This window comes from Enteractinococcus helveticum (assembly GCF_001657475.1).
In the GTDB taxonomy this organism is placed as follows: domain Bacteria; phylum Actinomycetota; class Actinomycetes; order Actinomycetales; family Micrococcaceae; genus Yaniella; species Yaniella helvetica.
Genome location: NZ_LXEY01000010.1, coordinates 1 through 24,239 on the forward strand (window position 1 = coordinate 1; position 24,239 = coordinate 24,239).

Consider the following 24,239-nt stretch of genomic DNA (forward strand, 5'->3'; position numbering starts at 1 on the left):
AATCACATGCGCACCGACCTATGCATCGGGGCGTTGGCCATGGCCCGTGATCAGGGGTATCTCCACCCTGACCAGGCGATTTACCACACGGATAGAGGTGCTCAGTTCACCTCAGCCCAGTTTCAAGTATCTTTGTAGGATGACGGACATGGACTTTCTTTATACTTTTCTTGTCTTTCTTCACATCGTAGGCGCGGCAGCATTACTTGGAGGTTGGCTAGCGTCATTCAAAAACCCAACGGTAGGTTACTGGCAGCATGTCGGTGCTTGGATCCAGCTCATTACAGGTCTTTTGCTTGTAGGGATCGCCGAAATGACGGCGGGTGACGATGGTGCCGGTATCAATCACATGAAGATTGGCATCAAGCTCGTGGTCCTGATCGCAATTCTCATCGCAGCAATTCTTGGCCGCCGTAAAGTCAAACGCGATGAAACAGTCTCGACCGGCTTGGCCCACAGCGTGGGTGGCCTGACTCTCATCAACATCGCCATTGCTGTGTTCTGGTAAAGTTCCAGTATTTTGCGTCGCGCCGCCCCAGGAGCAGTAACGCCATCAATACGACACCTCACGGAGCTAACTTTCGTCGTCTAGAAGGCTCCGGTTGTCCACGCGGAAACATACATACGCTGGTCTTGCGTTTGCGAACCAGGGCTACCTGACCGTCGTCGTTGGTCCTTGGTACAGGCAAGCGGGTCTTTCCCTCCGCGTACCCCAACGGCGTGGTCAAGCTGATTTACGATGTCTGCGCTAAAATCTGGTGCCTTGGAGCGGCATATTCCGGATGCCGCTGTTCTAGGGACGCTTATTTAGCTGGAATCAGTCAGTCGTAGTCGTAGAAGCCCCGGCCGACGGCGCGGCCCAACCTGCCCTGGTCGATGAAATCCCGTTTCAGTAACTGTGCGAAGGCGCGCAGCTCCGGGTCATTGCTTTGGATGTTGAGGTTGTATGGGGTTTCCATGCCGATGAGATCATAGATTTCGAACGGCCCCATTGGCGCACCGGTGCCTTTGCGCCAGGTGGCATCGATGTCTGCGATATCGGCGACGCTGTGCAGGTAGAGTTTGGCGGCGGCGGTCATGAATGGGATGAGCAGCGAATTCAGGATGTAACCGGGCTGTTCCTTGTACAGGCGCACCGGGATCATCCCGATCTCTTGACTGAAGGCCACGGCGGCGTCGATGGCTTGTGTGACTGTGCCAGCGTGCCCCATGATCTCGACGGTGTTGAACCGCCAAATGTCATTGGCAAAGTGCATGGCCAAGAATTGCTCGGGCCGACCGGATGCCTCGGCGATGTCGCTGGGTAGCAGGGTCGAGGAGTTCGTCGCAAAAATCGTCTGCTCGGGTGCGATCTGCCCGACTTTGGCCCACACTTCACGTTTGATTTCCAGGATTTCTGGGACGGCTTCGATCACCAGGTCCGCATCTTTCAGCGCCGTTGCAAGGTCGCTGGTGGTTGCCAACCGTTGGACCGCCGCAGCCAGGCGGTCCTCGGTGGCATCCGGGAGGTCACGCAGATACATGGGCGCCAGGTGCGCCCACCGGTCGTCCAATTTCGCTAGGGCGTCATCGTTGAGGTCATAGATGACCACTTGCTTACCGTGGTAGGCGGCGTGGAAGGCTATTTGGGATCCCAGGACGCCGGCGCCCAGGACGGTCAGATGCTGCATGCTACGTGCTCCTTATGTGATGGTAATGGGATCTAGGCGACGTGTTTGCGCGCGGTGGTGAGGCTGGTGGGCAGCTCGGCCCAGAACTCGCTCACCAGGTTCGCAAATTCGGCCGCCTGTTCGACCTGCGGTAGGTGCCCGGTAGCCGGGAACGCGTGTGTTCGGGCGTGCGGGAAGTGCGCGCGGGCGGCGGCCAGTTGGGCGACCGGGAAGATCTGATCCTGTTCACCCCAGATCACAAAGGTTGGGATCTGCAATCCGGCCAGCGTCGTCATCAATTCGCGGCGCCACTCATCGCGGGCGCCGCGAATTGTGCCCAGGTCGGCGGCGGTGTCGAGGAAGACGTCGCTGCCGCCGGGACGGGCCGACAGGCGAAAGCCCACTTCGATGCGCTCGGGGGTGACGAACGCCGGGTTGTGGAACAGGCTTTCTTCGAGGCGACGGGTCGCGGCACGGCTGGGTTTGGCCAGCATGGCCGCACCGATTGGTCGGACCGACATGAGCCGCACGGGCAGGGCGACTTCGCGCCCGAAACCGGCGCTGCCCACCAACACGAGGCTGGCCACACGGTCTGGCTGTTGAGCAGCCAGCTGCATGACGACCGCACCACCCAGCGAGTTGCCCACCAGGTGGGCCGGTTCGGTGACACCGATCGCGTCTAAGAATTGGCCAAGGAAGCGGCCGAGCAGCGGCAACGTGTTCTTTTCCGGTTGCGGCTCGGATTCCCCGAAACCGGCCAGATCCACGCTGATTACCCGGCGACCATCGGCTTCGAGCAGTTCATGTTGTTCATTCCAGTCTTCCAGGCTGCGACCGATCCCGTGCACCAGCACGACGGGCACGCCGTCGCCGGCATCCCGGTAGCGCACGTTCTTGCCATTGACTTTCACTACGCGGGTGTCCGGGGCGCGCAACGGTTCGACACCGGTTTCGCCACGGCGCTGGAACGTCATGTGTTCATCGGCAATATTTCGGGTGCCAAAGACTTTGCGATCCTTGACGTAGTTTTGGTACAACCGCCAAGGCATTTCGGTGCCCTGTTTGGCCATGGTGTCGATGCCACGTCGAATGTAACTCGAGTCCAGATCCAGGAATGGTTGGGGCTGCTCGCCGATCGGGGTAACCGGGGTGGCCGAGGCATACCCGTTGGCATCCATGTGGTTGAGCAACCGGCACACATATCGGCCCACCAGATCGGCCTTCAGGGTCCATGAGTTATTCGTATACCCGGTGACCATGCTCAGGTTCGGGACCCCAGAAATCATCATGCCCTTATACGCGTAGCGTTGACCCAGGTCGACCGGCTCGTCGTCAACGGCCAATTCCATGCCCCCGAACCACTGCAGGTTCAACCCCGTGGCGGTCACGATAATATCGGCGTCCAGGTGCTCACCGGATTCCAGCTCGATCCCGCGCTCGGTGAACGTGCGAATCTGATCGGTGACAATCGAGGCCTTGCCCTCGCGGATCACCTCAAACAGGTCCCCGTCCGGAACCGCACAAATGCGCTGATCCCATGGATCATAGGGCGGATTGAAGTGCGTATCGACGTCGTAACCTTCCGGTAGCAGCCCGACGGCGTCTTTGCGCAATTTGCTGCGCACCATGTCCGGGTTCTTGCGGCTCAGAGAATACTGCAACTGCCGGCTGAGCATGTTCTTCCAGCGCAGCACCGGATATGCGATCGAACTTGGCACCCGCCGCAGCACCTTAGCTAGCGGCTCCGCGCCGGGCACCGAGGCAATATAGGTCGGGGTGCGCTGCAGCATTGTCACGTGCGCGGCGTCCTCGGCCATACTCGGCACCAGGGTCACCGCGGTGGCCCCACTACCAATAACGACGACGCGCTTGCCGCTATAGTCCAAGTCTTCGGGCCAGTGCTGCGGGTGCACAATCTGGCCGGTGAAGCGGTCTTCGCCCGCGAATTCGGGCCGGTAGCCCTGATCGTAGCGGTAATAGCCGGTCGCATTAATCACCCACGACGCCGTGAACGTCACCGGCTCGCCGTCGTGCTCGGCTGTTACCGTCCACCGAGCATCCGGGGTCGACCAGTGCGCGGAGCGTACCTTGCGCCCAAAACGGATGCGATCCGTGAACCCGTATTCTTCGGCAGTCTCTTCGATATAGCGTTTGATCGAAGGGCCGTCTGAAATCGCTTTGGGCTGCTCCCACGGTTTAAACGTGTAGCCGAACGTGTACATATCGGAGTCCGAGCGGATACCCGGATACCGGAACAGATCCCAGGTGCCACCCATTGCGTCGCGGGATTCAAGGATCGTAAAACTCTTCTCTGGGCACTCGCGCACCAGATGCGCTGCCGCACCAACACCGGACAGGCCGGCACCAATAATCAATACGTCAACATGTTCAATAGCCTGAGTCATGGTCTCTCCTCACAACTGAGCGGTCCGGCGCCATGCCCGTCGTCACCGCGGGTCATGTGATTCGGATCGCATATAATTTAGAAAGCAGCCTATTGCGATGTGACGTGGATCGCATGACGAACTGTGCACGTCCGATGGCCTGACTGTGCAAACTTGAAGGGAGCCGTTGATGACGCAGGTGCAAACCTGGTCTACCGATACGGTCCAACCGGCCGAGCGTTTCGCCGCCTGGACCACCAAGACGCGGTCACTGCACTTGGACTGGGACCTGACAACACCGAGCCCGCAGGACTATAGTGCGACCATCCGTTACCGCCGCACCGGCACTGTGCGTCTGGCCGAGGTCGGCTGCGACGCCTTTGACGGCCACCGCCAGGCTCTGCCCCAGGACCCGCCCCTCGTGGGCGTCCAACTGCAGGTTGAAGGCACGCTGACTTGCACGTATCGGGGCCAAGAATTCACGCTGCACCCCGGGGACCTTTTCGTCTGGAATAGTAACGATGCCGGTGCGTTCAGCACCTCGGCCCACCACCGGCAGCTGTCACTGCTCATTCCTGCACCGCGCGCCCCAAAATCCGTAGCCACCACACCCGAGCTAACCTATCCGTTGGCCGCCCAACCGGGTGCCGGAATCCTGTCGCTGGCCGCCGATCAGCTGCGAGCGCTCATCCGGGAGATGGATCAACTCAACGACGACGCCGTCAACCGTGCCGTGACCGGGCTGCTCGACCTAGTCGACGCCGGAATCGCCCCGGTCTCTGACGCCGACGCCGGGCAACGCACCGAACTACTCGCCGACATCCAGCAATCAGTTCTCGAACGCCTTGGCGACCCAGAGCTCAACGTGAACTCAATTGCCGCCGCCAACTGGATTTCGGTGCGCTCGTTGCACTCGATCTTTTCTGAATCGGGCACCACGGTGGCCCGTTGGGTACGACAGCAACGGTTAGAACGCGCTCACCGCGACCTGTCCAACGCAACCGCCTCAACCACGGTCACCGAGATCGCTTTCCGCTGGGGATTCAGCGACACCTCGCACTTCAGCCGGGTGTTCAAACAAGAATTCGGGGTCTCCCCAACCGAAGTCATGCCGCAGTAGCCTCTACTCCTCGCTGACCCCACCGTAGCGGATACTGTGCCGTGCACACTTGGGCAAGCGGCGTGCACAGTTAGACCAGCACATGACCCACCCCTCGCATTAGCCTGGGGCACAAGCCCAGTCGTGAGACACGTCACGTAGCAACATGGAGGAACACATGACTTCAGCATTCGATTACATCATCATTGGCGCCGGATCAGCGGGCAACGTCATCGCCCGCCGTCTGCTCGACGCCGGACACCGCGTCGCCCTACTCGAGGCCGGCGGACAAGACACCAACCCGATCATTCCGAACCTTGCCGAAGCCGGCGCACTGTGGGGCGGCCCGGAAGACTGGGCCTATCAGACCACCGAACAAGAGGGCTGCAACGGACGCAAGCTCAACCTGCCACGCGGCAAGGTCATGGGCGGCTCGCACGCCCTGAACGCGGCCATTTGGGTACGTGGCGCGAAGCAAGACTACGACACCTGGAATTACCTGGGCTGTCCGGGTTGGGGTTGGGACGACGTCCTGCCCGTCTTTAAGGCCATCGAAGCCTTCGACGGCGGCGAGTCCGAACTGCGCGGGGCCGACGGCCTGCTCGATGTGGTGGAAGACTTCCCGATGAACCCCATCCAGGATTCCATCCTGGAAGGCGCCCAAGAAATGGGCATCGAACGCAACGACGACTACAACTCGGGTGTGGTTGACGGCGTTTCGAAGATGCAGCTCAATGTACGCAATAACAAGCGGTTCAACACCTGGCATGCCTACCTTAAACCGATCGCAGACCACCCCAATCTGCGCATCTACATTGGCGCACTCGTCCGTCGTCTGCTGGTCGAAGACGCGACCGTCGTCGGCGTCGAATTTGATTATGAGGGACAGACCCAGACGCTGCGCGCGCCAGAGACCGTGCTGACCGCCGGTGCGATCGGTTCACCTGAAGTACTGCTGCGCTCGGGTATTGGGCCGGCCGAAGAACTGCGCGAAGTCGGCATCGATCCGGTGCATGATGTGCCGGGGGTGGGCAAGAATCTGCACGACCATCTGCTCTCGCCGGTTATTTATACGACCACCAAACGCGAAGTTCCGGCCTCCGAAGTTGGCGCAGCAGAAACCCATCTGTTCTGGAAGAGCCGCCCGGATTTGGCTGTCCCGGACACCCAGCCGATTCACTTTGCGCTACCCATGTACTTCTTGGACTCGATGAGCGGCCCGGACAATGGCTTCTCGCTGGTCGCGGGGATCGTGCGTCCGCTGTCGCGCGGTGAAATCACGCTGAGCGGACCAAATCCTGACGACCCGATCAACATTGATCTCGGCGCGCTGCGCGATCAAGCCGATGTCGATTCACTCGTTGCGTCGGTTCGCCAGTGCCGCGAACTGGGCAGCACCGAAGCGCTGGCCGATTGGGGACCACAAGAGGTCTACCCGGGCCCCGAAGTCTCCGACTCCGATGAAGACCTCGAGCAGTACGTGCGCGATACTGCCGTGACGTATCACCACCAGGTAGGCACCTGCAAAATGGGACTCGATGAGCTGGCTGTTGTGGATCCCCGCACCTTCCAGGTACACGGTCTGACCGGGCTCCGGATTGCTGACGCGTCGATCATGCCTGCTGTACCCACCGGCAACACCAATGCACCAGCCATCATGATTGCTGAACGTGCCGCGGCTCATTTGACCGGGGTTGATATTGCCAAGGCTCCAAGCCAGGTCACAGCAGCTCTCAGCTCACGTGCCTAACGCACAGTAGCTCAGGGCTACAGCGGTGGCAGTTCGGGGAAATGCAGTCCCGATCTGCCACCGCTTCCTGTTTACGCCCAGCCCAGCTCGTGCAACTGGGCGTCGTCGATGCCGTAGTAGTGCGCGATTTCGTGGATCAGTGTCACGCGGACTTCTTCGCGCAGATATGCCGTATCGGTGCACGCAGCCAATAAAGGTTCACGAAATAACACGATGCGGTCCGGCAGCTGCATATATCCGTAGTCCGCGCGGCCGGATAAAGCGTGGCCTTCATAAACTCCGAGCAAATCCAGCGAACCGTCCTCGGGTCGATCTTCCACCGCAAACACCACATTGTCTAAGCCGCCCACCATCTCGTCGGGAAGGGCATCCAGTTCTTCGCCAACCAGGACTTCGAATGCTTCTAGCGACATCTCAAGCGGCTTGGCCTGTGGCACCCGCCCGGTAACGAGATCATCAAGCACCTGTGCGCTCAGCGGAGCCAGTAGGTGACCATCGTTGATGACGACGTCGTTCGGGACAACCCAAAGGAGCTCAGCAATTTCGGCTTGTGCCGCCACGTGCACACCAGAGGGCACGTGGCCCAGATACACCTCGGAGTACAGCTCGGTGTCGGCTTCATTGGCCGCAGGAGTGACGTATTCTCCAAGGTATTCGAGGTCGCCTGGTGCTAGAACCAGTCCGAGTTCTTCGCCGACCTCCCGCACCGCAGCAGCCAAATAGGATTCCCTAGCTTCAGGCTTGCCACCAGGAAACATTAACGCGGTGGTTCCGCGTTTCCTAACCAGCGCGACTTGACCGTCGTCATTGGTTAGAACAACGGCCGAAACACTAATGGACGGGTTCAAGCGATGCGCGGTCATGGAACTTATCTAATCACAGGCCGCAACCAACGGGCGTGCCATATCACGCCCCATGATTCCAGGATCGTTGCGGGGTCAGCATCGCCGGCAACTGTGGGAGCTTCCGGTGTTGCAGGCTGCGTGAGACTAACGCGGGGAGCCGGAGCTGGTTCGGCATGGCGTCTGCGATACCTACAACACTGACAAATTCTTGATTGAACGGTTCCTCAAGCGCAACGACGGCGAGATACTTGCAATCCGGGGTTTCGTAGGTGTCGATAAACGGTGCGCCGGAATCCATGACACATACTCATCGAGCGGCACCCTGTGCTTACCAGTTCCATGGGACTACCAATTCAACGTACAACGAGATCTCCATGATTAGGGTCACATCATATAGCCTTGGGTATCAGCACGTTTCGTCCCGGCGCTTTTATGAGCGTTTCCTGCAAGGAGCACCCTTTATGACCGACGTTCTTTGGTTTTCCGAACTTGGCCTCGACGACCTTGATCGAGTCGGCGGCAAAAACGCCTCGCTTGGCGAGATGATCCGCAGTCTCAGCGCGGCTGGGGTCAAAGTCCCAGACGGTTTCGCCACAACCGCGGATGCCTACTGGCGCTTCCTGCGAGAGTCCGGCCTTGACACGCGCATCGCGGGAATCCTTGAGGGTCTAGACAGCGACAACGTCGAAGCCTTGGCGCAGGCAGGGACACAGATTCGGGACTTGATCGTCCAGACCCCATTCCCGGCCGGGTTCGACCAACAGATCCGCACCGCCTATGCCACGCTGACCGATAATCACGGCGGGGATACCGACGTCTCCTGGGCAGTGCGCTCCAGTGCCACGGCTGAGGACCTGCCCGACGCTTCCTTTGCCGGCCAGCAGGAGACCTTCCTGAACATCCGGGGCGTGGAGAATGTCTTGCGCGCGATCAAGGACGTCTTTGCCTCTCTGTATAACGACCGGGCCATCGCCTACCGGGTCCATCACGGTTTTGCCCACGCAGATGTGGCCATTTCGGCCGGTATCCAACGCATGGTTCGCTCCGATCTGGGTGCCTCAGGAGTTATGTTCACCATGGACACCGAGTCAGGTTTTACCGACGCGGTTTTTATCACTTCCTCCTACGGCTTGGGCGAATCGGTGGTCCAAGGCGCGGTGAACCCGGACGAGTTCTACGTTCACAAGCCTGCCTTGGCGGCCGGCTGTCCTGCGATTCTGAAGCGTGGGCTTGGAGAGAAAGCCGTGCAGATGACCTACACCGAGTCCCAGGAGATTGGTCGGACCGTCGATTTCGTGCCCGTTCCCCTGGCGCAGCGCAGTCGCTTCAGTCTCACGGACGAGGAAGTCCAGCAGTTAGCCCGGCACGCGGTGGCGATTGAAACCCACTACGGCCGACCCATGGACATCGAATGGGGCAAGGACGGGATGGACGGGGAACTGTACATCCTGCAGGCCCGTGCCGAAACCGTTGAGTCCCGCAAGGCTACCGGTACCGTTTCCCGCTACACACTCAATGAACGCTCTGTTGTCCTGGCCGAGGGCCGGGCCATCGGCCAGCGCATCGGCTCCGGCCAGGTCCGTGTGCTGACCTCAATCGACCAGATGGCCTCGTTCCAGCCCGGCGACGTCCTGGTAGCGAATATGACCGACCCGGATTGGGAGCCGATCATGAAGAAAGCCGCAGCCATCGTCACCGACCGTGGCGGGCGCACATGTCACGCCGCTATCATCGCCAGGGAACTGGGTGTTCCGGCCATAGTCGGCACCGGGGATGCCTCCAAGGTTCTGGCCGACGGTACGCCGGTGACCGTCTCCTGTGCCGAGGGCGAAGCAGGCTTTGTCTACGAAGGCCTGCTGGATTATTCACTACAAGAGACCACCCTAGACACGATGCCGCCGGCACCGGTGAAGATCATGATGAACGTCGGCACCCCCGAACAGGCCTTCAGCTTTTCCCGGCTCCCGAACAGCGGCGTCGGGCTGGCCCGTTTGGAATTTATCATCAACCGTCAGATCGGGATCCATCCCAATGCGCTGCTGGCCGTAGCCGGTGAGATAGAGCGTCCAGCCACTCTCTCGGATGATACCGTGCGAGAAATCCAGGAAAGAATCACGGCATACGACGGGCCGCGGGACTACTACGTAAAGCGTCTTGCCGAAGGCATTGCCACCATCGCCGCGGCCTTCGCACCCGAACCAGTGATTATCCGGCTTTCGGATTTCAAGTCCAACGAATACGCCAACCTCCTGGGCGGTCCCGCCTTCGAACCGGTCGAAGAGAACCCCATGATCGGATACCGAGGAGCCTCCCGGTATCTCTCAGAATCATTCCGTCAGGCCTTCGAGCTTGAGTGCGAGGCACTAAAGCTCGCTCGCAATGAGATGAGCCTGACGAACATCAAGCTCATGGTCCCCTTCGTACGCACCCTTCACGAGGCGCGCGGCGTGATCGAGCTGCTTGCCGCCAACGGGCTGGTCCGCGGCGAAAACGGCCTGGAGATCGTCATGATGTGCGAGGTGCCAACCAACGCGCTGCTGGCCGATGAGTTTCTGGACTACTTCGATGGCTTCTCCATTGGCTCCAACGACCTGACCCAGCTCACCCTCGGCCTGGACAGGGACTCAGCACTGGTTGCCGGGGCGTTTGACGAACGGAACCCGGCGGTCACCAAGCTCTTGGAAATGGCCATTTCCGCCTGCCGTGCCCGTGGCAAATACGTGGGCATCTGTGGCCAGGGACCCAGCGACCATCCGGACTTTGCGCAATGGCTCCTGGAGCAGGGCATCAGTTCGATCTCGCTGAATCCCGACGCCGTGATCGACACTTGGCTGCTCCTAGCCAAGGCCGGAACCGGTGCGGAACTCTAAGTGACCGACGCACATAGCCTAGACACCGCGGCGGCCGGGCCCAGCCAGCCCGCCTCCGCGGTATTCTTCCTATCGGATAGCACCGGCGTCACCGCCGAAACACTGGGCAATTCCTTGCTGACTCAGTTTCCCGACCACAGATTTCAACGCCACACCGTTCCCTTCATCGCGTCCGTCGAGGAAGCCGAAAACGTAGTCCAAGACATCAACACTGTCGCATTAACAGACAAGCGGCCCATCATCTTCTCCACGGTGGTCAACCCGGCCATCCGTGCGCTGCTGTCACGAAGCAACGGGCACTTCATCGATCTGCTCGGCAGCCATACCGCCCAGCTGGAGGACGCCCTGCAGACTACGGCCAGCCCAGAACCTGGCAGGGCCCACGGCCTTGGCGACGCCATCCGATACCAGTCGCGCATCGCCGCCGTCGAGTATGCCATCGAGCACGACGACGGACAGTCCATCCGCGCTCTAGATCGGGCTGAGCTGATCCTGATTGCACCCTCGCGATGTGGCAAAACCCCGACGATGATGTATCTGGCGCTGCAGCACGGCGTCCTGGCCGCCAACTTCCCGCTGATCGACGAGGACTTTACCAGCCAGACCCTACCGGAGCCGCTGCGCCCCTTTGTCAGCAAATGCTTCGGACTGACGTTCCTGCCGGCGCGGCTGAGCCAGATTCGTCAGGAGCGTCGGCCGGGCAGCAACTACGCCTCGTTATCCCAGTGCAGCTGGGAACTGCGCAACGCTCAGGATCTCTACGCAATGCACGGCATCCCCTACGTGAACTCGGCGTCTATGTCGGTCGAGGAGATCTCCGCGACCATCCTGCAGCGGATGAACTTATCATCATAGCGCTCTACTAATGGACGGGTTGGGGTGCATGTCGGCTCATCTTTCGGTCGGCGATGACCATCACGGTGACAACCGCAGCACCGATAATCGCCAGCAGAATGTTCAGGCCAACGCCGTCGGAAATGGGTTGCAGGACGCCGTCGTCATTTTGATACGGCCATAGGGCGCGCAGGGCACCGATCATGACTCCGGACAGGATGATCAGGGTGGTGGCGTGGTGGTGTTCCAGCAGCCATTTCATGCACTGGACCACCACGACTGCACCGATGGCAAGGCCTGCAAGAAACACGCCGATGTACCCCAGGTCGAGGGCTTCGACTGCGCGCAGGGTGGGTTCGTAGAGGCCGAGGGTCAGCAGTACGAGCGAGCCGGAAAGCCCGGGGAGTACGAGTGCGGAGACGGCGATGGCGGCGGCGGGCAGCACGATGTACCAGTGCGGTTCCAGCGCCAGGGTGGCTGGCAGTGACAGCACGATAAGAGCGACTGCGGCCCCGGCGATGAACATGGCCAGGTGGCGCCAGTCGAGGCGTTTTTTGCGGTAGGCGACGTCGTCGCGGACCATCAGCAGTGGGACCATGACGGAGGCTGCGACCATGCCGAAGAATAGCGAGCGCATACGCTGGGGGTAGGTTTCATATAAGTCAACGACCGGGCCGGCGACGGTGAAGACTGCGGCGACCATGCCGATGCCTAAGGGGATGAGCAGGCGCCAGGAGATATGGCTCCAGTATTCGCGGGCTTCGTCGCGCCGTCCGCGGACTAGCGACAGGCCCCAGTGGATCATGGCGGAGGCGGATTCGATGAGTTGTTTGTAGATGCCCACGACCAGGGCGACCGTGCCGCCGGAGATGCCTGGGATGGTTTCCACAATGCCGATGAGCACGCCGCGAATGAGGTTGCCGATCAGCGAAGTTTTTCGGGTGGGGGTGTCTGGGCGCATCTACTCACAATCCTTGAATCAGGCCTAGATTAGTGTAGCTGCCTGAGTGCCTGCTCCACGAACGCGCAAGTGGAAATCTGCAAAATGTAAAACAGGATACCTGCAGAATGTAAAACAGGATACCTGCAGAATGCACAAATAGGAGATGCCATACAAACATTTCCACTCCAAGCCCTGACCGCCAAGAGCCTGCCGCAGACACGAAAAACGACACCGTCAGGGACGGCAACATCCCGGTCTTAGTAAATTGTTTCGATATTGGATGGCTCAAGTTTGAGGGGTAGTTCCAAAAGTATCGAGATCAATGGGTCGCAGAGCACGTGGTAGTCCGGCCACCACGAGGCGGTATGAATCAGTGATCAATTCCTGGATGAGTCCCGGATGGTTACTGGTACCGGTGGCAAGCGAAATCCAGTGCCGCTTATTCATATGATATCCGGGTGTGATCTCAGGATATTGCAGACGGAGTGCTGCAGCGTCTTCGGGTTCTGCTTTGACCACCACGATGGGGCCAGTGGCAATTTCGGTCAAAATGATGAAAACTTTGCGTTTGACTTTATACACTTCGGACTCCGGCCCAAATGGCTGGCTCCATTGTGAGGACGGGAGTTGGTCGGCCACGGATCTGGCCAATTCGTGCAGCTGGGATGGTCGCATATGTGATGCCTTCCTACTCCTGATGACCTGTCGAATACGGCATGTCGCAGGGTAGCTCCATTTTCGCAGCGTCAATGTGGTGCAAGCAAGGCAGGCATGACGCCTCAGCCCGGGTACTCTTTTTCATGGAAAAAGAGTACCCGGGCTGAGACAGTTACGTAAGCTGGGAAGTCTTATTTGGCTTCGGTAATCACGACGTCGTCTTTAACGCGCAGTCGTTCGCCAAGGAACCCGCCCAGTGCGGTCAGCAGGGAGACGATGACCAGCAGGACGACGGCTGGCATAACGGATGGGGTTTCTTGGATACAGGTCATCCAGGTTGCGATGAACGGTAGGAATCCGGTGAGTGCCCCGGCTAGGTTGTAGCCCAGGGAGACGCCCGAGTAGCGCAGTTCCACGGGGAAGAGTTCGGCCAGTAGCGCGCCGGTGACCGAGTAGGTGATGGTCAACAGGCCAATGCCGGCAGAGATTGCGAAGATGATGGCCCAGACTTCACCGGTATCGATCATCATGAACAGCGGCCAAGCGGCAAGCGCGGTCAGAATACCACCGATGAACGTGACGCGACCCGGGCCGAGGCGTTCGGCGACGCGGCCGAAGACCACCACGACGACCATCTGCACCAGCGCTGCAATGACCGTGGCATTGACGACGTCGCCGCGAGCGACGTCCAGCACGGTGGTGGTGTAGGAGATGACATAGGTGTTCATAAGGTAGAACCCGCCGACACCCAATAGGGCTGCACAGATTGCGACGACGAGGCGACCGAAGGCTTTGGTGAAGACCGCGGCTGCTGGAACCTTGGGTCGGTCATCCATTTCGGCGAGTTGCTCAAAGACCGGGGATTCTTCAACTTTGAGTCGAATCCACAGCGCGACGGCCAACAGGGGGAAGGCAGCCAAAAACGGGAGGCGCCAGCCCCAGGAGTTGACGGTTTCTTCTGGCATCAACAACACCAGCGAGAAGGCACCCGAGGACAACAGGGTACCCACCGGTGAGCCGAGCTGGACCATCGCGGCGTAGCGGGCACGTTTTTCCGGTGGGGCGTGTTCGATGGCGATCGTGGTCGCACCACCCCATTCACCACCAACGGCCAGACCTTGGAAAAGTCGCAGAACCACTAACAGGACTGGCGCGGCGAGACCGATTTGGTCGTAGGCGGGCAGCATACCGATAATGCCGGTGGCCACACCGATCAACACAATCGACAGGATCAGGGTTGGACGCCGTCCCCAGCGGTCTCCGAGAATACCGAATACGAATGCGCCGATCGGGCGCGCAGCAAAACCGACACCAAAGGTTGCAAAGGATGCCAACACGGCGGCGGTGGGGTTCAGTTCGGTAAAGAACAGGAAATTGAAGACCAGCGCTGCTGCGGTGCCGAATAAAAAGTAGTCGTACCATTCCAGTGCGGTCCCGGCAAAGGCAGCCCGGGCAATGCGCGCGACGTCTTTGGGGTTGACCTGCAGGGTTTCTTCCTTCGGCGGGGGCGTGTCTGCCGCCGCGACGGGGGAACGAGAATCGTCGCTCACGCGAAGCCTCCTTGTACGGGTGAATGATTACCCCAATATTTCGGCATGACCCACACCACACGCAATGGAAGCTTGCACTGTGGACACCGAGGTCATTTGTGCATTTGCATTTTGGGTGAGGCCAGGACCAGGGTTGCCAGCACGGCGTCGCGGGGAATTTTGACGTCGAGCCCAGTGGTCGCTTCGAAGCTGCGCAACCGATTGATCACGGTGTTCCGGTGCCGATCAACACGCGACGCTGTGGTTTTGATTGACCCGGTGTCCAAGAAGTGTTCGATGGTGGTGATGACTTCGTGCAGCTCTGGTGCTGGAAGTTGCACGAGATCGGCCAGATAGCTGTCAGGAAAGTCCGGCAGCAACGTGGACAGCGTGTCTGAGATTGCCGCGGGCCAGAGGGTTTCGATGCTCATCAGTCCGGGAGCTTCCGGCTGGTATTCCATGAGCCTGGTGAGCGCGGCGACGGCGTTGGGTACGGTTGCTAAGCCAGTGATTCGACTGGCGTAGCCACCGGCATAGTCGTGGCACAGTGTGGCAAGCGGGGTGGCCTTCGGTGCGCGTTGCTGGATCAGGCAGTAGCCCGATCGGTAGGGGTAGCCCAGGATCTTGCCGGCGGCTAATGGTTCGGCCAGCGCATCTTGGACTTCAAGCACCGCAGATTCATTAATGACAACGACCTCGAACTCTGCGTTGACTTCGACGTTGAGTCCCTGGGCGATGGTATCCAGACTGGCGGGGGTCAGTTGGCTGGAGTTCAGCAGTCGGGCCATGTGCCGTTCGGTGGCCAGCCGCGCGTCTCGGGCAATCCGTGCGGTTTCTGCCAGGAACTCCAGCTGCACTTCGCGAATGTAGCGCTCAATCGTGGTCAACATGGTCTCGGCGTGATCGACTAACACCGGCATCTCGTCGGGGCTCATCGTGGCTCGGATGCGACGCCACAGCACCACAAAGTCTAAACGGATCGCAGCCATGAGGTCTTCGATCTGGATTTTCTGTCGGGCGCGGCGAACCCCAAGCCGTCGCGCCGCGTTCTGCTTGTGCTCGGTCATGGGTTTGCCCATCATCCGGTCTAATAAATAGCGAAAGGTCTCGATCGCGGTGTGCCGTAAATCGGTGAGCTCCACCAGGCCGTCTTCGTACAGGCTGCGACCGTGCAGTTCGGCCAGAAAATCGTCGACAATCGAATCCAGGTCATCGGCAACCCGTTGCAAAATGGCCTGCCAGCTGGCCGCATTTGGCGTAGCTGCAATCTGGGCTACGGCGTCGTCGGCGGGTTCTGCTGGGCGAGTGTCGTTAGGCATATGCATAATTCTAGAGGGCTCAGGGTCATATTTTGCCATTGCAGCGCAGAGCCAACCTTTATTGAATCAGGCTAGGAGTAATGTACGTCGAAAGGATGCTGCGGTTATGCGCTTGGATACCCTGATTCACAATGCACAGATCGTGACGGGTGATCCCAACCGCCCCACGGCCTCCCGGATTGGGATGTGGCAGGGGCTCATCGTGGGCCTTGATGAACAACTTGATCCGCTACTGGCTGGCCCGGACGCTGCGGCACCTGCCCAGGTGTTTGATGCGGCAGGTGCGTGCATTGTGGCCGGGTTCAACGATGTGCACGCCCACAGTGTGTGGTTTGGGCAGACGCTGATTGAAATCGATCTGGCCGAGGCGAAGACTCCCGACGACGTTTATGCCGCCATCGCATCGCGCATCAATTCCTTTGAGCGTGGCGATTGGGTGATCTGTTCGAATTTCAACCCCCTGCAGATGACCGGCAGTGTGGATCGTGATCGTCTCGATACGGTTGCCCTGGGGCGCCCGGTGCTGATCAAACATCGCTCTGGCCACGCGTACACCGTCAACGGGGTGGCGCTTAGTCTTGCGGGCGTTGAAGACCGCCCCACCGAGCAGCCGGAGGGTGGCGAAATCGTCACGGATGAGACGGGCCGAGCCACCGGATTACTGGATGAGAACGCGATGCGCGCTGTTCAGGATTTACTGCAGCCCGAGGCGCTCGAACCGGTGGCAGATGCCCTTGCCGCGGCGTCGCAGCACTACCTGACCGAGGGGCTGACGTCGGTGACCGATGCGGGGATTGCCGGGGGTTGGATCGGGCATACTCCACGAGAATTCGCAGCGTATCAGTTGGCTGCCGACCGTGGCCTGCTCAAACACCGCTCCCAAACCATGATCACCATGGATGCCTTGCACGAATTGCCCGGCCACACCAACGACCCATCAGCCCGCGGCCTGGATGCAGGCATCCGCTCGGGGGTGGGCGATGCGCGCCTGCAGATCGGACCGGTCAAAGTCTTCACCGATGGTTCCCTGCTCGGTGCAACCGCCGCGATGACCGAAGAATACGCGCATTGTCAGCACAACCACGGCTATATGCAGGGCGACCCCGAAACCATGCGCGCCAACGTCATTGACGCCGCCGGCGCCGGCTGGGCGCTGGCCCTGCATGCGATCGGCGATGCGGCCATCGACTTTGCCATCGAAACCATCACCCAGGCCCGCCGCATCCACGGCCCCGGCCCGCTACCCGACCGCATCGAACACGGCGGGGTGGTCCGCGACGACCAAATCACCCTGATGGCCAACCAGAACATTGTGCTGGTCCCCCAGCCATACTTCATTTCCGTATTTGGCGAGGGGATGTTCCACAATCTTGGCCCAGATCGCGCCACGCTGTCGTATCCAGCACGAAGATTGCTCGACGCTGGTATGATCCTCCCTGGAAGCTCGGACCGTCCGGTCGCCCACGGGGCACCACTTGCTGTCATCCAAGCTTTCGCCCAACGACTTACCGAAGCAGGCAACCCATACGGGATCAACGACCGCATTACCGTTGCCGAAGCTCTGCACGCGTATACCGTTGGATCTGCTCGGGCAACCGGGTGGGGACACAAGAAAGGCACGCTGGCCAGCGGTTATCTCGCTGATCTGGTCGTCCTTGGGGCACATCCACTGCATGTGAACGTCGCCGAGGTCGCCCACATCCCAATCGTTGCCACCATGGTCGGCGGCGTCATCGAATACGGCCAACTCGACGCTCACTAACCCCCAGGAACCCATGACATCACGCGATTTTCTGACCGACTTCCAGCACATGTCCGCCGTCGGTGCGACCGCAGGCGGCGGTGTGGACCGGCAGGCCGGCACAGCCGCTGACCTTCAGACCAGAGCCTGGCTACGCGACACCTTCCATGCCATAGGCCTCACCGAGCACCAGGACGCTATCGGCAACCAATTTGGCGTCAAGGAATACATTCCCGGTGCCCCCTACGTTCTGTTGGGCTCCCACCTCGACTCGCAGCCAATGGGTGGAAAATTCGACGGCGCCTACGGCGTACTCGCCGCCGCTCACGCTGCCCACCGCATCATGGAAAAAATCGACGCCGGCCAACTCACCCCGTCCTTGAACCTGGCGGTCGTCAATTGGTTCAACGAAGAAGGCTCCCGCTTCACCCCGTCGATGATGGGCTCCAGCGTCTACACCGGCGACCTGGAACTCGACGCAGCACTCGCCGTCACGGATAAGTCCGGCATCAGTGTTGCCGACGCGCTTGCCGCCGAAGAGGTCCAGCGTTGCGCATCATCTCCGCAGGCCGCCAGCTACGCCGAAATCCATATTGAACAGGGCCCGATCCTGGAACGCGCAGGCAACACCATCGGGCTTGTGGATGCCACTTGGGGTGCCAAAAAATACACCGTCACCATCACGGGCGAACAGGGACACACCGGCGCCACCCCGATGGAACAGCGCAAAGACGCACTGTACGGTGCCGCAAAATTCATCGTCGCAGCCCGAGAACTTGTCGACCAGTTCCCCGAAGGCCTGCTCCACACCTCGGTGTCCATACTGGAGCTGTTCCCGAATTCGCCGGTCACCTATGCCGGTGAAGTTATCATCAACCTGGATCTGCGCTCGGTTGACACCACAGTACTCGCCGACGCCGAAGTCGTACTGGCGCAGCAGCGCAATGCGATTGAAGCCGTCGCCGGCGTCGAGATCACTCAAGAACTGACCCACCAGTGGGGGCTGATGCCGTACCACGCCGCCGGTCTTGAACTGGCCGAAGAAGTGGTCAGCGAGCTCGACGAACCATTCCAATACATTAAGACGGTCGCCGGTCACGACTCCACAAACCTCAAAGAACAAGTCCCCACCGTAATGCTCTTTGTGCCAAGCCGCGACGGCTATTCGCACAACGAAAAAGAGTTCACCACCGATGCGGACATGCTGGCTGGCGTCGACATGCTCACCGGTGTGGCCGAACGCCTGATCACCGGCGAGCTCGTTGATATCCATGAGGCATGAATCCGCCGCGATGCCCCATAGGTACTGATGCTTGACCGAAGGCCGGAACACGATTATGTAAGTGGTAGTCAGGGGCAGCCCCGCGACTTAGGCCTTTACCGCCCTACCAAGTTGCGGGCTGGCGTTCGTGATACAAGGGATTCGTAAATTCGACTACCAAGATGGCAATCCACACAACAATAATTCACCCCGATGAGCACATACTCTCAGGACATGCAGTCGCGCACCGGTGCCTCAGGACCGGTGCGCGACTCGACTAGAACTTCTCGTATTCGACAAGAACGGTTAGTTCTTGCCTAGTCGTGCTGCAACCACGTGGTTTTAAGATCCGTGTAGTTGTTGATAGCGTGTCGCGATAAGTCGCGGCCGAATCCAGACTGACGGAATCCTCCAAACGGTGTGGTGAGTCCGAGCGCATCAACGGTATTCACCGAAACGGTACCGGCTACCAGTCGATCGGCAACGCGATGGACACGGCTAAAATCACTTGTCCACAGCGAAGCAGCCAGACCGTATTCGGTATCGTTGGCGATTTGGATAGCTTCTTCTTCGGAATCAAAAGGTAACACTCCGACCACAGGGCCAAAAATTTCACGGCGATGTAGCTCGTGATCAACAGATAGTCCGGTGACCACGGCGGGCCGAAGGTAAGCGTCCGACCCGGTGATGGTGATCCGTTCGCCGCCCCTGACCAATTCGCCATCATTCGCTGCCTTTTCAATAGCGCTGGCAACATCATCGGTATGCGATTGGTTCACTAGACTGCCATTTCCAGCATCGCCGGATAGCGGATCAATCGGGTCAAAAGCACTACTTGCTTCGACTAACAACTGTACAAATTCGTCATGAGCACTGCGCTCGACGAGAATTTTGGCGTTGGCCGAGCACACCTGACCATTGTTGTAGAACGCGCCAAAGGCCGCTTTCTCGGCTGCTTTACGAAGGTCGGCGTCAGCAAAAATCACGTTGGAGCTTTTGCCACCGGCTTCAAGCGCCACCCTTTTGAGATTGGATTGGCCAGCATCAACCATCAACTGCTTTGCAACCGGCGTTGACCCGGTAAAAGCCAACATGTCGATACCATGATGTCGCGCGATGCGTGCGCCCACCGTGGAGCCGCCACCCGGCACCACGTTCAAAACCCCGTTGGGCACTCCGGCTTCGATGGCGAGATCAGCCAATCGGAGCACCGTCAACGGGGTATCATTGGCCGGTTTAATGACGACGCTATTACCTGTCACCAGAGCGGGAGCAAGTTTCCATGCCGCAATCTCAAGCGGATAGTTCCACGGAACGATGGCACCAATGACCCCAAGCGGTACACGACGCACTAATGCGGTGGCACCCGTTGGTGTCGCTGGAATTTCATCATAGTGCTTATCGGAAAGCTCACCGTACCATCGGAAAGTAGCAGCCGCACCAGGTATATCAACACTGCGCGTCTCACCAATGGGCTTTCCCGAGTCCAATGATTCCAGCATGGCGAACTCATCAAGATGTTTCATGAGCAAGTCGGCTAATCTGATGAGCACCTCACCGCGTTCGGCAGCACTCAGCTTTGACCATTCCCCCGAATCGAACGACTTCCTGGCAACACTAACAGCGCCGTCCACGTCCTCGTCAGTCCCGTTAAAGAGTTCGGTGAGTGGTTTCAATGTGGCCGGACTAATCAAGGGCACCGTGCCACCGTCTTGTGATTCGACGCGTTGACCATCAATAAATGCCCGACCATCGATCGACAGTTCAGCAGCGTAGGCAGTCCAGTTTTTCGTAGTCATAGTTCTTCTTTCATCTCCGTCGTACCGAAAAGGTCAATCGTGGTCCAGGCCATCAATACGCCTGCATCCAGTAAGGCGCGCTCTGCCTGAGGGCCAATACATGCGTCGGCAAACTCTTTTTGATGATTGGTATAAGGTAATGAATCGACGCCAATGTATGGATGTATTGCAGGTACTACCTGCGAGACGTTGCCCATATCCGTTGAAGCTCGATTCATCCGTCCGGCCGTCATCGGATCCGCAAATACTCTTCCCAGTGCAATCGCATTTTTCTTATACGCATCAAGCGCGAGCTGATACGTTCGAAACTCTGCGTAAGGTTTAGACTCTTGGGTGATCTTCAACGATGTACCTGATGCTAATGCGCCCGCTTCAAAGCAAGCAGTAACACGCTCATCCAACCGTTCTAGCTCAGTCAAGCTGTTGGCACGGGTATACCACCGACCTTCAGTTTTTTCTGGAATCGCATTTGGAGCAAACCCGCCAACCGTTTGAATCCCATGAACACGAGTGTCAGTCGGCAATTGCTGTCGTAAGAGTCCAATAGCCACTTGCGCGACCACGAAGGCATCATTGGCGTTGACGCCTTCGTCGGGATATGCGGCAGCATGAGCTGAAATACCGGAATATTCGATGTGCTGATGTGCCACAGCGAACGGTTCTGCTTCGGCGATATCCACGGCTGCGGGGTGTACCATCATCGCAAAATCCAAGTCGTGGAAGGCACCTGCGTCGAGGAGTTCGATTTTCCCGCCTCCGCCTTCTTCAGCAGGAGTACCGTAAACGCGAATCGTAAGGTCCAGCTCATCAGCAAGCGGAGCCAGGGCGAGTGCAGCGCCTACGGAACTAGCGGCGATAATGTTATGGCCGCATGCGTGACCAAGACCCGGCAGCGCATCGTATTCCGCCATGAAGCCGACCCTGCGTGACCCTGTCCCCAATTCTGCGAAAAATGCGGTTTCAAACCCGAGGTAAGGTTTGGTCACTTCAAAACCATTTGCTGCAAGCACATCGGAGACCCAGTCCACCGCTTGATGTTCTTGCCATGCGATTTCTGGGTTTGCGTGGAGTTGGTTAGAAAGTGCGATGAGGTCAGCCGCTCCGTCATCGACTGATGCCTTCGCGGCAGTCTTCAAGATCGTTAGTTCATTCATCGCCCGGCACTCCATAGGACGGCGCGAAGGTCGGATTCAACCCACGGATTACATAATCATCGCGTTGCGGCAGCCAAATTTCTAGCAGATCCTGGAGCCCTTGAATCGGGTCGTCTTCGGTCCAATCGATACGCAGGTCCGTGACCCGCCAGCCGGCCTCGCGAACGACCGCCATCCCGATGGAATGTACAGGTCCCGCTTCCCCGCCGGCTGCTTTAGCAGCCTGCATCGCCGCCATTAATCGACTCTCCAAATCCCCAGTTGCAGTCTCAAATGCCTCAACCATAACCTGTGGAACGTTGGCATCTGCCAGGAGATTGCCAGCTGCCAAGGAATTGGCTCCAGCAGCTTCGCCTACGACTCCTAGGGCCTCAGTTCCGGAGAATATTGCCCCAGGTTGATCCGCTCCTAATACCAACAATTGACGATACTCAACGTGTTGCGTACTGACGGCAACATCCGCCACAGCTTCCGTGGCCGTTTTGCCAACTGATAACTGATCAAGGAGCACTGCGCCTAATCGCGGATCAGTCACATTCTGAGAGTTTACGACACCAACTCCGTCTCGAAGATGCATGCATCGAGCTGCAACCGCAGGGGATGATGAGCAAACTGCAGAACCAAACGCTCCGGTATTATCGCGAGCAACGATAGAAAAGGTCATAGAGTTTGACCGCCTTCCGTACTGATGACCGCTGTGGCATCAATTTCAACGAGCCATTCTGGGCGCGCTAGCGCTTCAACGACAAGTCCTGTGGATACAGGGTAGACGCCCGTAAGCCACTTACCCATCACACGATAAACAGTTTCGCGGTACCGGATATCCGTCAAATACACCACTACCTTGACGATATCCTCTAATGAGGACCCACATTCTTCCAGCAACATGGCGATGTTCGACATCGCTTTTTCTGTTTGAACTTCTACATCACCGATGCCAACTGATTCACGGCTGTCCAGGTCTTGTCCAATCTGTCCACGCAGATACACGACGTCGTTGGCTACTACTGCCTGGCAGAGATCATTATCGAGATCTTGTTCTGGGTATGTTTCACGTGTATTGAATTTCCGAATTCGTGTGTGGGTGCTCATTGGCTCACTCCTGTTGGTTGCGTAACGACGTGTTTGATCAACTCATCCGAGCGTTCATCCTGCTTTGCTGACGGACGGTAGTTGGCGTACGAGCGCTGAATATCGATCTGGTCTGCCAGGTATTTTGCATCATGCCAGACTCCCCAAATAAAACTAGAACCGCGCCGTGACTGCCAGGGTAGACCGAGGAAATATACACCCGGTTCGTTAGATACCCCGCGCTGGTGTATGGGCCGTCCTTGTGCATCGAAGGCGTCGACCTCTAACCAGCTGTAATCCTGGGTAAACCCAGTGGCCCAGATAATACTGGCGATACCAGCACCTGCTAGATCCAACTCGAGAATCGGATTCTCCAACGACGGTGGGTTTGGTCCGAGGATTTTGGCCTCCGGTTCCTCCGGCAGATCAAGACCGTGACGCTCGATATATGCGTCGGCTTCTTCAAGGAGTGACAAGTAGTTTTCATCGCCTCTGGCAATATTCTCTTGCAGATCGTTATTGAAGCGCATCGTTCCTGAGTCGAATGATGCTGCACGACCCAACAGCGTAATACCTTCCTGGGCTAGCCCACGGAAATCGACCGTTTTGCCACCCTCTGCACCGCTAACCGCGATCGTAACGTGTTCGGTATTGGGACCCGGGGTGGTCATGTCCCATTTACCCAAGACGCCTAGCCACCAGACGAAATCGCGGCCGCGATAACTGCGTGGTGGGCGGTCATGCGGACCCACCGCAAGATAAACATCCCTGCCGACTTTGGTGAGCTCAGCAGCTATTTGAGCGCCAGAAGATCCAGCGCCAACTACCAGCACACCACCTTCTGGCAGTTGCTCAGGGTTCTTGTAATGATGTGAGTGCAACTGCTGGATATTTGTATCTGCTGGGACGACATTTGGAATCACGGGTTTTTGGAAGGGGCCGGTGGCAGCAACCACATAGTTAACTTTGAAGTCGCCCATTGTCGTTTGTACTTCAAATCGGGAATCCTGGGATGCTCGACGCACAGACGTCACTTCAACACCGGTTTCAATGCGTCCCGCAAATGTTTTCGCATATTGTTCCAGATAAGCAGCGACCTCATCTTTGGTTGCAAAAGCATCCGGGTTCACATCAAAGTCTAGGTTCGGAAAACGATCGTGCCAGGCGGGACCATTTGCTACAAGGGAGTCCCACCGGCCAGTACGCCACCGTTCTGCTATACGGTCGCGCTCCACGACGACGTGCGACACATTCATTTTTGATAGGTGCTCACTCATCGCAATGCCCGCTTGGCCACCACCTACCACTAAGACTTCTACGTCTGGTTGTACCAT

At 58.6% G+C, this 24,239-nt stretch carries 20 protein-coding genes and 1 pseudogene; 7 read left to right on the forward strand and 14 right to left on the reverse strand.

Annotation, left to right across the window (positions count from 1 at the left end):
* Window positions 1–148 precede the first annotated feature (148 nt).
* Window positions 149–508, forward strand: coding sequence for a hypothetical protein (locus A6F49_RS02495; protein ID WP_043056933.1), 360 nt, complete (start codon window positions 149–151; stop codon window positions 506–508).
* A 313-nt stretch (window positions 509–821) separates the two neighbouring features.
* On the opposite strand, the gene A6F49_RS02500 is transcribed toward A6F49_RS02495, so the two are convergent.
* Together A6F49_RS02500 and A6F49_RS02505 are read right to left on the reverse strand one after the other, a co-directional pair.
* A complete protein-coding gene (locus tag A6F49_RS02500; protein WP_043056932.1) occupies window positions 822–1,670 on the reverse strand; it encodes a 3-hydroxyacyl-CoA dehydrogenase in 849 nt (282 codons plus the stop codon).
* Between the two features lie 32 nt (window positions 1,671–1,702).
* Window positions 1,703–4,054, reverse strand: a complete 2,352-nt coding sequence (locus tag A6F49_RS02505; protein ID WP_067605498.1) for an alpha/beta fold hydrolase — start codon at window positions 4,052–4,054, stop codon at window positions 1,703–1,705.
* Window positions 4,055–4,223: 169 nt separating this feature from the next.
* On the opposite strand from A6F49_RS02505, the gene A6F49_RS02510 reads away from it, so the two are divergent.
* A complete protein-coding gene (locus A6F49_RS02510; protein ID WP_052504686.1) occupies window positions 4,224–5,153 on the forward strand; it encodes a helix-turn-helix domain-containing protein in 930 nt (309 codons plus the stop codon).
* A gap of 157 nt (window positions 5,154–5,310) precedes the next feature.
* Window positions 5,311–6,882, forward strand: coding sequence for a GMC family oxidoreductase (locus A6F49_RS02515; protein ID WP_043056931.1), 1,572 nt, complete (start codon window positions 5,311–5,313; stop codon window positions 6,880–6,882).
* 71 nt (window positions 6,883–6,953) lie between these two features.
* Here A6F49_RS02515 and A6F49_RS18370 read toward each other — a convergent pair whose 3' ends face one another.
* The 3 genes and pseudogenes from A6F49_RS18370 to A6F49_RS02525 form a co-directional block, all read right to left on the reverse strand.
* A complete protein-coding gene (locus tag A6F49_RS18370) occupies window positions 6,954–7,295 on the reverse strand; it encodes a metallopeptidase family protein (protein WP_043056948.1) in 342 nt (113 codons plus the stop codon).
* A 105-nt stretch (window positions 7,296–7,400) separates the two neighbouring features.
* Window positions 7,401–7,745 (reverse strand): annotated as a pseudogene (locus A6F49_RS18375) (NUDIX hydrolase); the annotation flags it as partial.
* 43 nt (window positions 7,746–7,788) lie between these two features.
* Window positions 7,789–8,025 carry a hypothetical protein gene (locus A6F49_RS02525; RefSeq protein ID WP_043056930.1) on the reverse strand — a complete coding sequence of 79 codons (237 nt, stop codon included), beginning with the start codon at window positions 8,023–8,025 and terminating at the stop codon, window positions 7,789–7,791.
* Window positions 8,026–8,188: 163 nt separating this feature from the next.
* On the opposite strand from A6F49_RS02525, the gene ppsA reads away from it, so the two are divergent.
* Window positions 8,189–10,597: a phosphoenolpyruvate synthase gene (gene ppsA, locus A6F49_RS02530; RefSeq protein ID WP_043056929.1), complete on the forward strand. Its 2,409-nt coding sequence runs from the start codon at window positions 8,189–8,191 to the stop codon at window positions 10,595–10,597.
* Window positions 10,598–11,452 carry a pyruvate, water dikinase regulatory protein gene (locus A6F49_RS02535; RefSeq protein WP_043056928.1) on the forward strand — a complete coding sequence of 285 codons (855 nt, stop codon included), beginning with the start codon at window positions 10,598–10,600 and terminating at the stop codon, window positions 11,450–11,452.
* Window positions 11,453–11,459: 7 nt separating this feature from the next.
* Here the strand turns inward: A6F49_RS02535 and A6F49_RS02540 are convergent, their stop codons facing one another.
* The 4 genes from A6F49_RS02540 to A6F49_RS02555 all read right to left on the reverse strand — a co-directional run bounded on the left by A6F49_RS02540 (window position 11,460) and on the right by A6F49_RS02555 (window position 15,879).
* A complete protein-coding gene (locus tag A6F49_RS02540) occupies window positions 11,460–12,392 on the reverse strand; it encodes a DUF368 domain-containing protein (RefSeq protein WP_043056927.1) in 933 nt (310 codons plus the stop codon).
* A gap of 267 nt (window positions 12,393–12,659) precedes the next feature.
* Window positions 12,660–13,049: an MmcQ/YjbR family DNA-binding protein gene (locus A6F49_RS02545; RefSeq protein ID WP_043056926.1), complete on the reverse strand. Its 390-nt coding sequence runs from the start codon at window positions 13,047–13,049 to the stop codon at window positions 12,660–12,662.
* 173 nt (window positions 13,050–13,222) lie between these two features.
* Entirely contained in the window at window positions 13,223–14,581 is a 1,359-nt protein-coding gene (locus A6F49_RS02550) for an MFS transporter (protein ID WP_235604831.1), read from the reverse strand.
* A 92-nt stretch (window positions 14,582–14,673) separates the two neighbouring features.
* Entirely contained in the window at window positions 14,674–15,879 is a 1,206-nt protein-coding gene (locus A6F49_RS02555) for a helix-turn-helix domain-containing protein (RefSeq protein WP_043056925.1), read from the reverse strand.
* A gap of 106 nt (window positions 15,880–15,985) precedes the next feature.
* On the opposite strand from A6F49_RS02555, the gene A6F49_RS02560 reads away from it, so the two are divergent.
* Both A6F49_RS02560 and A6F49_RS02565 read left to right on the forward strand, forming a co-directional pair.
* Complete coding sequence (locus A6F49_RS02560; RefSeq protein WP_043056924.1) at window positions 15,986–17,641, forward strand: amidohydrolase; 1,656 nt, start codon at window positions 15,986–15,988, stop codon at window positions 17,639–17,641.
* A gap of 13 nt (window positions 17,642–17,654) precedes the next feature.
* A complete protein-coding gene (locus A6F49_RS02565) occupies window positions 17,655–18,902 on the forward strand; it encodes a M20 family metallo-hydrolase (RefSeq protein ID WP_043056923.1) in 1,248 nt (415 codons plus the stop codon).
* A gap of 296 nt (window positions 18,903–19,198) precedes the next feature.
* On the opposite strand, the gene A6F49_RS02570 is transcribed toward A6F49_RS02565, so the two are convergent.
* Genes A6F49_RS02570 through A6F49_RS02590 form a run of 5 tightly spaced genes read right to left on the reverse strand, consistent with a single transcriptional unit; the run spans window position 19,199 to window position 24,239 of the window.
* Complete coding sequence (locus A6F49_RS02570) at window positions 19,199–20,680, reverse strand: aldehyde dehydrogenase family protein (protein WP_043056922.1); 1,482 nt, start codon at window positions 20,678–20,680, stop codon at window positions 19,199–19,201.
* Window positions 20,677–21,834 (reverse strand): M20 family metallopeptidase, encoded by a 1,158-nt coding sequence (locus A6F49_RS02575; protein ID WP_052504685.1) that lies wholly within the window; start codon window positions 21,832–21,834, stop codon window positions 20,677–20,679. Before A6F49_RS02575 ends, A6F49_RS02570 begins: the two co-directional genes overlap by 4 nt.
* The gene (locus tag A6F49_RS02580) at window positions 21,827–22,498 is read right to left on the reverse strand and encodes a DUF1028 domain-containing protein (protein WP_043056921.1); all 672 of its coding nucleotides are present in this window, start codon (window positions 22,496–22,498) and stop codon (window positions 21,827–21,829) included. Before A6F49_RS02580 ends, A6F49_RS02575 begins: the two co-directional genes overlap by 8 nt.
* The gene (locus A6F49_RS02585; RefSeq protein ID WP_043056920.1) at window positions 22,495–22,926 is read right to left on the reverse strand and encodes a RidA family protein; all 432 of its coding nucleotides are present in this window, start codon (window positions 22,924–22,926) and stop codon (window positions 22,495–22,497) included. Before A6F49_RS02585 ends, A6F49_RS02580 begins: the two co-directional genes overlap by 4 nt.
* Window positions 22,923–24,239, reverse strand: a complete 1,317-nt coding sequence (locus A6F49_RS02590) for a flavin-containing monooxygenase (protein ID WP_082911551.1) — start codon at window positions 24,237–24,239, stop codon at window positions 22,923–22,925. Before A6F49_RS02590 ends, A6F49_RS02585 begins: the two co-directional genes overlap by 4 nt.